At 64.6% G+C, this 13,052-nt stretch carries 12 protein-coding genes; 4 read left to right on the top strand and 8 right to left on the bottom strand.

Going from position 1 to position 13,052, the window contains the following annotated elements; all coding sequences use genetic code 11:
* Window positions 1–6: 6 nt before the first annotated feature.
* From BM190_RS29170 to lepA, 3 genes are all read right to left on the bottom strand, one after another.
* The gene (locus tag BM190_RS29170; protein WP_092261225.1) at window positions 7–477 is read right to left on the bottom strand and encodes a hypothetical protein; all 471 of its coding nucleotides are present in this window, start codon (window positions 475–477) and stop codon (window positions 7–9) included.
* Window positions 478–484: 7 nt separating this feature from the next.
* Entirely contained in the window at window positions 485–727 is a 243-nt protein-coding gene (locus BM190_RS29165) for a hypothetical protein (RefSeq protein WP_092261224.1), read from the bottom strand.
* Between the two features lie 311 nt (window positions 728–1,038).
* Window positions 1,039–2,850, bottom strand: a complete 1,812-nt coding sequence (gene lepA / locus BM190_RS29160) for a translation elongation factor 4 (RefSeq protein WP_026201664.1) — start codon at window positions 2,848–2,850, stop codon at window positions 1,039–1,041.
* 114 nt (window positions 2,851–2,964) lie between these two features.
* On the opposite strand from lepA, the gene BM190_RS29155 reads away from it, so the two are divergent.
* Window positions 2,965–4,590: a glycosyltransferase family 39 protein gene (locus BM190_RS29155; protein WP_092261223.1), complete on the top strand. Its 1,626-nt coding sequence runs from the start codon at window positions 2,965–2,967 to the stop codon at window positions 4,588–4,590.
* A gap of 112 nt (window positions 4,591–4,702) precedes the next feature.
* On the opposite strand, the gene BM190_RS29150 is transcribed toward BM190_RS29155, so the two are convergent.
* The 5 genes from BM190_RS29150 to BM190_RS29130 form a co-directional block, all read right to left on the bottom strand.
* Window positions 4,703–5,020: an HPr family phosphocarrier protein gene (locus BM190_RS29150; protein ID WP_018316388.1), complete on the bottom strand. Its 318-nt coding sequence runs from the start codon at window positions 5,018–5,020 to the stop codon at window positions 4,703–4,705.
* Window positions 5,017–5,418 (bottom strand): PTS sugar transporter subunit IIA, encoded by a 402-nt coding sequence (locus BM190_RS29145; protein ID WP_007597752.1) that lies wholly within the window; start codon window positions 5,416–5,418, stop codon window positions 5,017–5,019. The genes BM190_RS29150 and BM190_RS29145 overlap by 4 nt, the downstream gene beginning before the upstream one ends.
* A 133-nt stretch (window positions 5,419–5,551) precedes the next feature.
* Window positions 5,552–6,076 (bottom strand): HPr kinase/phosphorylase, encoded by a 525-nt coding sequence (locus BM190_RS29140; RefSeq protein ID WP_092261393.1) that lies wholly within the window; start codon window positions 6,074–6,076, stop codon window positions 5,552–5,554.
* A gap of 26 nt (window positions 6,077–6,102) precedes the next feature.
* A complete protein-coding gene (locus BM190_RS29135) occupies window positions 6,103–7,899 on the bottom strand; it encodes a sensor histidine kinase (protein WP_018316386.1) in 1,797 nt (598 codons plus the stop codon).
* 116 nt (window positions 7,900–8,015) lie between these two features.
* Window positions 8,016–8,717: a response regulator transcription factor gene (locus BM190_RS29130; RefSeq protein WP_008542552.1), complete on the bottom strand. Its 702-nt coding sequence runs from the start codon at window positions 8,715–8,717 to the stop codon at window positions 8,016–8,018.
* A gap of 241 nt (window positions 8,718–8,958) precedes the next feature.
* Between BM190_RS29130 and BM190_RS29125 the strand changes: the two genes are divergently transcribed.
* The 3 genes from BM190_RS29125 to BM190_RS29115 form a co-directional block, all read left to right on the top strand.
* The gene (locus BM190_RS29125) at window positions 8,959–9,693 is read left to right on the top strand and encodes a HugZ family pyridoxamine 5'-phosphate oxidase (protein ID WP_092261222.1); all 735 of its coding nucleotides are present in this window, start codon (window positions 8,959–8,961) and stop codon (window positions 9,691–9,693) included.
* 76 nt (window positions 9,694–9,769) lie between these two features.
* The gene (locus BM190_RS29120; RefSeq protein ID WP_092261221.1) at window positions 9,770–12,364 is read left to right on the top strand and encodes a CHAT domain-containing tetratricopeptide repeat protein; all 2,595 of its coding nucleotides are present in this window, start codon (window positions 9,770–9,772) and stop codon (window positions 12,362–12,364) included.
* A gap of 286 nt (window positions 12,365–12,650) precedes the next feature.
* A partial coding sequence (locus BM190_RS29115) for a phosphoenolpyruvate carboxykinase (ATP) (protein WP_143109104.1) occupies window positions 12,651–13,052 on the top strand: 402 nt, incomplete at its 3' end.

The following is a 13,052-nucleotide window of genomic DNA, read 5'->3' as shown; positions in this document are numbered from 1 at the left end:
TCGCGATCAGCGCGGCCGGAGCGGGCCCACAGTCACGATTTGCTCGCGCGCCCGCTCATTCACTCGCGCAAACTCCTCCATGACGCGTCTGAACAATCCCGGATCGATTGACGCGATCAGGCCATGATCCGGCGTATCCAGATCGGGAAAGTAGCCCTTGTGGATCGGAAGATACGCGCGGACGCGCGTATCGATGAAGAATGCGGAGCTGTTCTTGTTCTGACGCGCCCTGTCCAATGGGACCTGGATGATCCCGATCGGCAGACTGTCGCCGAACTTCCTGACTTGAGACGAGGTGTAAACTGCAACCGCGGCGCCGTACGCCGGCGCCTGGTGTCCCAGCATCTTGGAGGCGTCGATTGCAGAAAACGCGCCGATGATGATCGCCGCGTGCCGCGTCCGTGCGGGAATGTCGGGAGTCTCGGCGAACGGAAAGTAACTCCAGACCATGTCGCCGCGTCGGAAGGGCGGGGCCATTCAGGCCTCACTGGAAAAGTGAGCGCCTGAATGCGTAGTCCTCATCGCTTTCGTCGGCGTCGCGATGGAGCTCATAATTCTCGAGCGAGAGCGGCGGCATTTTCGAGAAATCCTGCACCACCTCGACGTAGTCCAGATGGCGGCGCATGACCTCCTCGACGAGTTCTTTCACGCTTACATTGTTCAGCCGAGCAACGCGCGAAGCCTTGTCGTAAAGTTCATCGTCGAGATGTACCGTGATGTCGGCCATGACAGGTTTCCGGTGAGGGCAGCTGAACCTACTTGGCAATATAGCGGGCCTTGCCGCCGCATTAAAGGTGCCGCCAATCCCGCCGCCGCTGACGGTGGCCGCCAGGGCCCTGCGATCACGGGCGGCGCGACGATGACATTCTACCCCCGTTTTGCCCGACGGAGCAAATCGATTTCGTAAAATCGAAAAATCGCAGTGCCGCCAAGGGAGCGGTTACTGTGCATGGGGTTGTTTTCGCGTTTTTGTTTGTCGGGCCCCGAGTGGTCCGGGCCGAACCCGATTCTCCGAGGCCGGAATGGCCCGAACCCGCCTCAGCTATCCACCTTCAGCGCGGCAATGAAAGCTTCCTGCGGGATGTCGACCTTGCCGAACTGCCGCATCTTCTTCTTGCCTTCCTTCTGCTTCTCCAGAAGCTTGCGCTTACGCGTGATGTCGCCGCCGTAGCACTTTGCGGTGACGTCCTTGCGCAGCGCGCGGACCGTCTCGCGGGCGATCACCTTGCCGCCGATCGCCGCCTGGATCGGGATCTGGAACATGTGCGGCGGGATCAGCTCCTTCATCTTCTCGACCATGGCGCGGCCGCGTCCCTCCGCGCGGGTGCGATGGACCAGCATCGAAAGCGCGTCGACCGGCTCGTTGTTGACGAGGATCTGCATCTTGACGAGGTCGGCCGGCTTGTAGTCGGTGAGATGATAGTCGAACGAGGCGTAGCCCTTGGAGACCGATTTGAGCCGGTCGTAGAAGTCGAACACGACTTCGTTGAGCGGCAAATCGTATTTCACCATGGCGCGGGAGCCGACATAGGTCAGCTCCTTCTGCGAGCCGCGGCGGTCCTGGCACAGCTTCAGCACGCTGCCGAGATATTCGTCGGGCGTCATGATCGTGGCCTCGATCCAGGGCTCCTGGATCTCGGCGATCTTGACCACGTCAGGCATGTCGACGGGATTGTGGATCTCGATCTCGGTGCCGTCGGTCAGCTTCATCTTGTAGATGACGCTCGGCGCGGTCGCGATCAGATTGAGATCGAACTCGCGCGACAGCCGCTCCTGGATGATCTCGAGGTGCAGCAGGCCGAGGAAGCCGCAGCGGAAGCCGAAGCCGAGTGCGGCCGACGTTTCCATCTCGAACGAGAAGCTGGCGTCGTTGAGGCGCAGCTTGCCCATGGCGCCGCGCAGCGTTTCGAAATCGTCGGCGTCGACCGGGAACAGGCCGCAGAACACCACCGGGATGGCCGGCTTGAAGCCCGGCAGCATCTCCGTCACCGGCTTCCTGTCGTCGGTGATGGTGTCGCCGACGCGGGTGTCGGCGACTTCCTTGATCGCGGCGGTGATGAAGCCGATCTCGCCGGGGCCGAGCTCGTCGACCTGCTGCATCTTCGGCGTGAAGAAGCCGACGCGCTCGACGTCATAGGCGGCGCCCGTACCCATCATGCGCACGCGGCTGCCCTTCTTCATGACACCGTCGACGACGCGGATGAGAACGACGACGCCGAGATAGACGTCGTACCAGCTGTCGACCAGCAGCGCCTTCAAGGTCGCATTGCGGTCGCCCTTCGGCGGCGGCAGGCGGGTGACGATGGCTTCCAGCACGTCGGGCACGCCGAGGCCGGTCTTGGCCGAGATCATCACCGCGTCGGAGGCGTCGATGCCGATGACGTCCTCGATCTGCTGCTTGATCTTCTCGGGTTCGGCCGCGGGCAGGTCGACCTTGTTCAGGACCGGGACGATCTCGTGATTGTTGTCGAGCGCCTGGTAGACGTTGGCGAGCGTCTGCGCCTCGACGCCCTGGCTGGCGTCGACCACGAGCAGGGAACCTTCGCAGGCCGCCAGCGACCGCGAGACTTCGTAGGCGAAGTCGACATGGCCGGGCGTGTCCATCAGGTTGAAGATGTAGTCCTTGCCGTCCTTGGCGCGGTACTGCAGGCGCACCGTCTGCGCCTTGATGGTGATGCCGCGCTCGCGCTCGATGTCCATGGAATCGAGCACCTGCTCCTTGCCCGCCATCTCGCGGTCGGAGAGGCCGCCGGTCATCTGGATCAGGCGGTCGGCCAGCGTCGATTTGCCATGGTCGATATGGGCGACGATGGAGAAATTGCGGATGTTGGAAATGGGGACGGTCGTCATGGGCGCGGGATACCACTCACATCCCCGTGCGGCAACCATATTGCTGTAATTTCAGGGCCTTTCTTCACGCCAAGCTGATTCCACGATGGGCCAAAACGCGCTAGGCAAGCGCCCATGTCGACCACGTCTCTTCCCACCCCTGGAGTGCGCACGAAGGCCCGCCCGAGCTTTGCCCGCTTCCGGGCCTGGCTGGTTGCCTGCGCGGTCCGCCCCGAGGCGAGATTGTGGCTGGTGATCCAGCTCGCCATCCTGCATGCGGTGCTCTGGACCTTCATCCTGATCAATCTGAAGGCAGCGCAGGACGTTCACATGGACGTCGCAGAAGCCTATGGCTGGGGCCAGAAATTCCTGTGGGGCTATGGCAAGCACCCGCCGCTGTCGGGCTGGGTCGCCGGGCTCTGGTTCAAGCTGTTCCCGGCGGCGGACTGGGCGACCTATGCGCTGGCGATGGCGACGGTCAGCGCCGGCATGGTGATCTGCTGGCTGGTTGCCTTGCGCGTGGTGGATGCGCGGCGCGCGTTCCTGGTCGTGGTGATGGTCGCGCTCTACCCGATCTTCAATTTCAAGGGTTTCAAATACAACCCGGATCTGCTTCAGCTCGTCACCCTGCCGCTGCTGGTGCTCGCCTATCTCAATGCATTCGAGAAGCGGAGCTGGCAGTCCGGCGTCCTGCTCGGCCTTGCCGGCGCGCTGGCGCTGATGACCAAATATTGGGTGCTGACCATGATCGGCGCCATCGGGCTTGCCGCGCTGATCCATCCGGAGCGGATGAGATTTTTGGGTTCGCCGGCGCCGTGGGTCGCGATCGCGACGATGGTCGTGGCGATGATCCCGCACGTGGTCTGGCTGGCCGAGGCGCATTTCGTGCCGCTGACCTATGCCGGCGACACCTACAGCCTCGCGGACAGCGGCCAGGTGCATCAGCTCGTCACCGGCTACATGCTGCATAATCTCGGACTGCTGGCATTGCCGGTGGCGCTGGCCGGGCTCGCGATGGCGCTGGTGCCGCCGTGGATGACGTTGCTCGTGCGAGCACCTCTGCGCATCGTCACGCGCGCCTGGGCGCGCGGCGCCAATCCGGGCGTCAATGTCTCGCAGGCGCTGAACGTGTGGATGATCCAGATCATCGTCGCATTCGGCCCGCCGCTCGGCGCGCTGGTCTTCGGCGTCTACCTGAAGACCGATTGGGGCATCTCGCTGTTCTTCCTGGTGCCGCTCGCGCTGGTCGCGATTCCGGCGCTGCGGGTGCAGGGCGCGAGCCTGTTCAACATCGCCGCGATCTGGCTCGTGCTCAGCGTTGCCACGCTCGCCGCCTCGCCCTGGATCGCCGCGCGCGAGATGACGGCCAATGCCGGCAACACGGCGACCTATGGCGCGCGCTCGGAGCTCGCACGCGAGCTGACCCAGGCCTGGCACGCGCGCTTCGCCTCGCGCTGGGCGGTCGTTGCGGGGACGATGGAAACGATCCAGCCGATGGTGTTCTACAGCCCCGATCACCCCAGCCCGTTCACGCCGAACGAGGCGTGGGCGTCGGGGCTGACCTCGCTCGACGACGTCAAGAGATACGGCTTCATCGGCGTAGTCGATCCGACCGACGAACGACTGCCCAAGTTCGAGAAGTGGGTTTCGGAGGTGGCGCCGAACGCCGAGCGCGTGATGATGACCACGCGCCGCTTCACCCACGGCAAGGCCGGCCCGGCGATGAGTTGGAACGTCTACATCGCGCCGCCGGCGAAGTGAGAGGTGCCGTAGGGTGGGCAAAGCGCAGCGTGCCCACGTCTGATGAGTTCGTGGGCACGGCGCTTCCGCGCCTTTGCCCACCCTACGGCACTACGGCAACCGAGCGCGTGGTTCAGATCCCTTCCTCGTTGAACTTGCTTTCAACGAGCTCGGTGATCGCCGCGAGCGCAGCTTCCGCGTCGGTGCCGGCGGCGGCCACGGTGATCGTCGTGCCCGGTCCTGCGGCAAGCATCATCAGGCCCATGATCGAGGTGCCGCCGACGGTCTCGCCGCCGCGCGTCACCCAGACCTGCGCATCGAAGCGCTCGACGGCCTGGACGAATTTCGCGGAGGCTCGCGCATGCAGGCCGCGCTTGTTGATGATCAGGAGGTCCTTGGAGATCGCGCCCGCGGGCACGCCTGTCCCCGCTTGTGGCGCCTCGTCGCTCATTTGCCGGCGAGCACGCGGCTGGCGATGGTGACGTATTTGCGGCCTGCTTCCTGGGCCATCGCGATCGCGTCGGGCAGCGGACGCTCCTCGCGCACCTTGGCGAGCTTGACCAGCATGGGCAGGTTGATGCCCGCGAGCACTTCGACCTTGGGCCGGCTCATGCAGGATATTGCAAGGTTCGACGGCGTGCCGCCGAACATGTCGGTGAGGATCGCAACGCCGTCGCCGGAATCGACGCGGTTAACCGCCTCGATGATGTCACTTCGGCAGAGATCGGAATCATCTTCGGCGCCGATCGTGATCGCTTCGATTTGCTTTTGTGGGCCCATGACATGTTCAAGCGCTGCCTTGAATTCGTCGGCAAGGCGCCCGTGGGTCACAAGTACTAGACCAATCATCGGAAAACTCCTCGCGGGCGCTTTTGGTGCACCGCACGAACGCGCCACTTTGACCATCCAGAGCCCCTGCGCAAGAGGGGATGTTGCGTATCTCCCTGAATCTAGACGGATGGATGAGGGGAGCTGCGCCGGTCTATTCGGTCGCGATAGTGGGGTTCATATGGTTACCATTTCCCTTCAAACAATCGCCTGAGGGGTTAACGGAAGATGAACTCTTGGTAGTGGTCAAGGCCGCGACAACCAGTGGGAGGGGTGAATATCCGCGGCCAACCGGGATTCGTGGTATTTCGACACCGGAAATGAGGGTTTTCAGCGAATCCGCCGCAGGCAAGCGCTCGGCGTCCGCGGCATCCAGATCGACGACGAGACCGACGGTCGCATGCTCCACGAAGACGCAGCGGCGGATCCCGAGGCCCCGGATCTCGATCAGGCCAGCCAATACCGGCGCGGGGCGGACTTCAATTTCATCGCCGACTGTCGCCAGATGGACACGGTCATCCCCGACCAGAACGGCCCTTTCGACCACGCCCGAGCGTCCGGCCATGATCAAATCAAAGGCAAGGCGCGACTTGCCGGAGCCCGAGGGACCGCGGATCAGCACCGCCCGATGTCCGACCTTGACCGCGGAGGCGTGAACGCTCGGCCCGACTTCGTTCAAGCTGCCTTCTTTCAAGCTGCCTTGGCTCATAGCGCCGGCAGCCTCACCACGAAGCGCGCGCCGGTGATCGTCGGCACGCCCTCGTCATCCGGCGGGCCTGCACGGTTCTCGGCCCAGATGCGCCCGCCATGGGCGTCGATGATCTGCTTGGAGATCGACAGGCCGAGGCCGGAGTTCTGGCCAAAACCCTGATGCGGACGGTCGGTGTAGAAGCGCTCGAAGATGCGTTCCAGCGCGTCGTCGCGAATGCCGGGGCCGTCATCGTCGACCACGATCTCGATCTCCCCGCGCGCGCGGCGGCAGGTGAGGCGCACCTTGCTGCCGGGTTCGGAGAACGACTGCGCGTTGGAGAGCAGGTTGGAGACCACTTGCCCGAGCCGTGAATCGTGACCGCTCACGGCGAAGGTGTCGGTCGGGCTGCGGCCCTCGAAGCGCGTCTCGACCGCGACGTCGTGGCCGAGCTTGGTTTCGTTGGCGACGGACACCAGCGTCGTCAGCAGGCGGCGCAAATCGACCGGGATCGCATCCTGGCGCTGCAATTCGGCATCGAGGCGGCTGGCGTCGGAGATGTCGGAGATCAGGCGGTCGAGCCGCTTGACGTCGTGCTCGATCACCTCGAGCAGGCGCGCGCGGCTGTTCTCGTTGCGCGCCAGCGGTAGCGTTTCGACCGCCGAGCGCAGCGAGGTCAGCGGATTCTTCAATTCGTGGGCGACGTCGGCGGCGAACATCTCGATCGCCTCGATGCGGCTGTAGAGCGCGCTCGTCATGTCGCGCAGGGCGCCGGAGAGATGGCCGATCTCGTCGCGACGGCGGGTGAAATCGGGGATCTCGATGCGGGCCTTGATGCGGCGGCGGACGCGCTCGGCGCTGTCGGCGAGCCGGCGCACGGGCCCGGCGATCGTGCTCGCGAGCAGCAGCGACAGCATGATCATGACGGCGGCCGCGACGCCGCCGACTTTCAGGATGGCGAGGCGTTCAGCGGTGACCATCTGGTCGATGTCGTCGCCTTGCGTCGACAGCATCAGCGCGCCATGGATCGCGCGCGAGCGCAGCACGGGGACCGCGACCGAGACGATCACCTCGCCGCGGGCATTGACCCGCACCATCGAGCGCTTCTGGCCCTGGAGCGCATCGCCCACCTCGGCATAGCCGTTGCCGTTCTCGGGGCCGAGCTCACGATAAAGCGGCAGGTCGCCGCGGTTGAGCCAGGTGCGCACCGCGACCATGCCGCGCTCGACGAAGCCGGGCTTCTCTGCCGGCGGCGGCAGGTCGAGGCGCAGCACGTTTTCGAGGTTGCGGCTGTCGAGCAGCAGGCTGCCGTTCGGATCGTAGATGCGGGCGCGCGTCTTGGTCGGCGAGATCAGCGTGCGCAGCACCGGCGCGACGCGCTCCGGGTTGATCGGGAAGTCCAGCGGCGAGTACTCGTCCGAGCCGCCATAGGTCTCGCCCGGCTTGAGGTCGAGCAGCCGGTCGGGATCGATGGTGATGGCGTTGGTCTGCACCGTGGCCGAGGCCGCAATCGCGCCGGCGATGATCTCGGCCTGCACCAGCAGGCTCTGCGCCCGCGCGTCGATCAGTCCGGCGCGGAATTGCGACAGATACAGGATGCTCGCCACCAGCGCGACGAGGCCGGCGAGGTTGAGCGAGACGATGCGGCGGGTCAGGCTGGAGAAGGACAGCGCGAAGAAGAATTGCCCGGCGCGCTTGAGCCAGTTCAGCGGTCGGAAGCCCTGCGGCTTGTCCTCGACAAACTGCTCCTGAACGCCGTCGGATGCGACGTCGCCGGCGCTCTGGTTGGGATCAGGCTGCGTTCGGTCCAGCAATGCTTACGCCCGTGTTAGGACGGCGTTGAGAAGGTCCCCACACCTTAGAGCGATCCCGGTCCCGATGGAATCAGAACCGGCGATGCTCGTCGTCGTTCGTGAAGGCGCCTCGCGCCTCAGGCTTCCTTGAAGCGGTAGCCGACGCCGTAGAGCGTCTCGATCATCTCGAACTCGTTGTCGACCACCTTGAACTTCTTGCGCAGCCGCTTGATGTGGCTGTCGATGGTGCGGTCGTCGACATAGACCTGGTCGTCATAGGCGGCGTCCATCAGCGCGTTGCGGCTCTTCACCACGCCGGGCCGGGTCGCGAGCGCCTGCAGGATCAGGAATTCGGTGACGGTCAGCGTCACCGGCTCGTTCTTCCAGGTGCAGGTATGCCGTTCCGGATCCATGCGCAAAAGGCCGCGGTCGAGCGCCTTGGCGTCGTTCTCCTTCGGCGCGACGGTCGGGTCCTTCGGCGCCGAGCGGCGCAGCACCGCCTTGACGCGCTCGACCAGCAGGCGCTGCGAGAACGGTTTGCGGATGAAATCGTCGGCGCCCATCTTGAGGCCGAACAGCTCGTCGATCTCCTCGTCCTTGGAGGTCAGGAAGATCACCGGCAGGTCGGACTTCTGCCTGAGCCGGCGCAGCGTCTCCATGCCGTCCATGCGCGGCATCTTGATGTCGAGGATCGCAAGATCGGGCTGGGTGGTGCGGAAACCGTCAAGCGCGGAAGCGCCGTCGGTGTAGGTCATGATGCGGTAGCCTTCGGCTTCCAGCGCGATCGAGACGGATGTGAGAATGTTGCGGTCGTCGTCGACCAAAGCGATTGTGGGCATGAGCCTCTGCTTTCTGCTTTCCGTTTGGGTCGTGGCTTGAAACGGCGAGCAATCCACTGATGCGCCGCATACATGGGTGCCGATGTCGGCGTTCGAACCTTGTCACCGAGCAATGCAAGCTGGGCTGAAGTGTGACCAAGTTCCCCGAAACACGGCAGATCCGCCGCATGTCGACCCATAACCGGGCCCCCGTTTACCCGAAAAAAGGCCCCCCTTGCAACCACCTGAGCCGAGAAAGCCGATGCAACCGACCCCTGATTTCGACCCCGCAAAGCTCGCCAAATCCCTGCTGCGGCGATCGCGGCAGGGGGCGCTGGCAACTCTCATGGCCGGCAGCGGCGACCCCTATTGTTCCCTGGTCAATCTGGCCAGCCATCCCGACGGCTCGCCCATCCTGCTGATCTCGGGCCTCGCCGTGCATACAAGGAACCTTCTCGCCGACAGCAGGATCTCCCTGATGTTGGACGAGCGGGCGGCGGGCGATCCGCTGGAAGGCGCCCGGATCATGCTGTCCGGCCGGGCGGAGCAGGCCGGTGCCGAGAAGGATTTGCTCCAGCGACGGTATCTTAGTGCCCATCCGTCGGCGGAAGGCTTTGTTTCCTTTAAGGATTTCTCTTTCTTCCGGATCCACCCCACGGGAACCCATCTGGTCGCCGGCTTCGGCCGGATCGTCGATCTCAAGCCCGCCCAGTTCCTCACAGACCTCACCGGCGCCGAGGATCTCCTGGCGGCGGAGGCGGGGGCTGTCGAACACATGAATGCCGATCATCGCGACGCCATGGGCCTCTATGCGACCAAACTCCTTGGCGCTGCTGCGGGGAACTGGCGCTGCACCGGCTGCGATCCGGAAGGCCTCGACATGCAGGACGGCCAGAACGCGCTGCGGCTGGACTTCCCGGAGCGGGTGACCGACGGCACATCGCTGCGCAAGATGCTGGTCCGCCTCGCTGGCGAAGCACGCATGAAGATGGACTAGAACGCAACAATTTGAACGCCGCGCCCCATCGCTGCGACCCAAGACGATCAGGTCTTAAGGCTCGCAGCGAGGGTTCATGACGCGTCGTCGTTTGGCATTGGCCGCGGGTCTGGCGCTCGCGATCGCCACGTCGCTTGCCACGCCCGGTCTTGCCCAGAAGAGCGATCTGTCGGCGCAAAGCGGGCGCATCAATGCGCTCCGAAGCGCCGGCAAATATGCGGAGGCGCTGCCGCTGGCGCAGGCCATGGTGGCCTCGCTCGAGAAGACCAGCAACAACCGCGACCTCGCCGCGGCGCTCAACAATCTCGGGCAGATTTACGCCGACCAGGGCCACGACGATCAGGCCGAGCCGCTTTACAAACGCGCCATCGCGCTGATGGAGAAGGGGACCGGTCAGGGCAGCGTCGAGATCGCGCCGCTCCTGAACAATCTTGCGGCGCTCTATCAGCGGCAGAGCCGCTTCACCGAAGCCGAACCGCTGTTCAAGCGTGCGCTGGCCGTTCGCGAAAAGGCGCTGTCGCGCGCGCATCCCGATGTCGGCCAGGCTCTCAACAATCTCGCCACGCTTTACGTGAAGCAGGAGCATTTTGCCGACGCCGAACCGCTGTTTCAGCGTGCCCTCGCGATCTATCAGAAGGCCGCCGGGCCCGAGCATCCCGCGGTCGCCACGGTCCTGAACAATCTCGGCCAGGTCGATCGCGACCTCAACCGCGATGCCGACGCCGAAGCGCCGATCAAGCGCTCGCTCGCGATCCGCGAAAAGGTGCTGGGGGCGGATCATCCCGACGTGGCGCGCTCGCTCAACAATCTCGCCGGGCTCTACGAGCACCAGCAGCGCTATTCCGAGGCCGAGCCGCTCTATCGCCGCGCGCTTGCCATCCGCGAGCGTGCACTCGGACCTGACCATCCCGATGTCGTTACCTCGACCAGCAATCTCGCTTATTTCCTTCAGGTGTCGGGCCGTACCGCCGACGCCTTGCCGTTTGCGCAGAAGACGCTTGCCGCCAACCGCGCGCAGCTGCGCACCGTGCTGCCGGTTCTGTTCGCTGCGCGCCAGCAAACTCTGCTGGCGAGCGACAAGGCGCTGGATGACGCCCTCGGCGCGATTCAGCGCGGCACGCAATCTTCCGCCGCCTCTGCCGTGAACAAGCTCGCGGTGCGATTGGCCGCCGGCAGCGACCGGCTGGCCGAGTTGGTGCGCCGGGATCAGGATATCGCGGCCGAGGCCGAGGCGCTCGACAAGGCGATCATCACGGCGGTGTCGAAGCAATTGGCGCAGCGCGACGTCGCAGCCGAGCAACGCAGCCGCGCGCGGATCGCTGCGATCGCAAGCGAGCGTGCGGGCCTGCAGAAGACGCTCACGCTCGAGTTTCCCGACTACGCCTCGCTCTCGAACCCGCTGCCGCTGGCGGTGAAGGACTTCCAGCCGCTGCTGTCGGCCGATGAGGCGATGGTGATCTATTCCGTCGTCGACAAGCGAAGCTATGTCATCGCGATCACGCGCGATGGTGCCGACTGGAAGGAGATCTCGCTCGGCGCGGACGCGATGGCGCGGAAGGTCTCGGCGTTCCGCAGGGGACTGGATGTCGGCAAGGCGCGCGATGCCTCCGGCAAATCTGGGCTGTTCGATCTTGCGCTCGCGAACGAGCTCTATGTCGCGCTGCTCGGCCCGGTCGAGGCGCTGACGAAGGACAAGCGCAGCCTCTTGGTCGTGCCATCGGCGGCGCTGACCGCATTGCCGTTTCATCTGCTGGTGACGGAGAAGCCGCAGGCTGCGATTCCGGACAGGCTCGAAGGTTATCGCGACGCCGCCTGGCTGCTGCGGCGTCAGGCCGTCTCGGTGCTGCCGTCGGTGATCAGCCTGAAATCGTTGCGTGCCTTCGCGCGCAGGGATCAGGGCGCGAAGCCGATGACCGGCTTCGGCGATCCCGTTTTCAATCCCGCGCTGGAAGGACCCGCCGACCGTCGCGCCGCAGGCGGCAAGGTCGCGGCGCGCAGCATTGCGACGATTGCCTATACCGATTTCTGGCGCGGCGCCGGGGTCGACCGCGCGCGGCTCGCGCAGGCGCTGCCGCAACTGCCCGATACCGCCGATGAGCTCAACGCGGTGGCGAGAGACGTCGGCGCCACTGATGCCGACATCCATCTCGGACGCGATGCCAGCGAAACGACGCTGAAGCGTGCAGTGCTTGCTCAATACGGCATCATCTACTTTGCCACCCACGGCCTCGTTGCCGGCGACGTCAAGGGACTGGGCGAGCCCTCGCTTGCATTGTCCATTCCCGATCAGCCGTCTGAGCTCGACGACGGCCTTCTGACCGCGAGCGAGGTGGCCCAGCTCAAGCTCAACGCCGATTGGGTGGTGCTGTCCGCCTGCAACACCATCGCCGGCGACAAGCCCGGCGCCGAGGCGCTGTCGGGATTGGCGCGCTCTTTCTTCTATGCCGGTGCCCGCGCGCTGCTGGTCTCGCATTGGGCCGTGGATTCGGAAGCCGCCACCCGCCTCACCACATCGACATTCGAGCTGCTCAAGAACGAACCAAAAATCGGTCGCGCCGAAGCCTTGCGCCGCGCGATGTTAACGTTTGTCGACGACACCTCGTCGCCGCGCAACGCCTACCCGGCGATGTGGGGACCGTTCGCGCTCATCGGCGAAGGCGAGGTACGATAAGCCGGCAGCCGGAATTGTGCGTCGCAAAAACCTTGATCAACGCCGAATTCCGCATTTGGTTGCGCGATCATTCGTGATTTTTTGATGCAGCTGCTCAGAGCTGACATGCGCGACGTTTGGCGCGGTCCTTGAATAAACCAAATCCTGCGGGATCAGCTTGGCAACGCCAGCGTTCATCATTATTAGGTCGCCCAGCCGAGGCTGGTTGGCCTATAAATCACGGTGACCGCGATGGTGCTGAAGTTCTGGTCGCGCTGAATGTCGCGGGTTCTAGGAGGATTTTTTCGTGCAAGAGACGGGCGTGCGCAACGGTGCCTTTGGCGCCGACAAGTTCGGTTTAAAGAATCTCCAGCAGGTTCACTGGAACCTCGGTGCGCCGCAACTCTATCAATACTCGCTCACTGCGGGCGAGGCGGTGCTGTCCGCTGACGGCGCACTCTGCGCCGACACCGGCGAGTTCACCGGGCGCAGCCCGAAGGACAAGTTCACGGTGCGTGACGCCACCACCGACAAGAAGATGTGGTGGGCCGGCAACCAGTCGATCACCGCAGAGCAGTTCGAGACGCTCTATCAGGACTTCCTCAAGCACGCCGAAGGCAAGAAGCTGTTCGCGCAGGACCTCTATGGCGGCGCCGACCCGGCCTACCGGATCAAGACGCGCGTCTTCACCGAGCTCGCCTGGCACTCG

Origin of the sequence: Bradyrhizobium sp. Rc3b, from assembly GCF_900114915.1 — a bacterium.
GTDB lineage: Bacteria > Pseudomonadota > Alphaproteobacteria > Rhizobiales > Xanthobacteraceae > Bradyrhizobium.
Note: the sequence above shows the minus strand (reverse complement) of the source record. Positions and strands in the feature narration are given on the sequence as shown.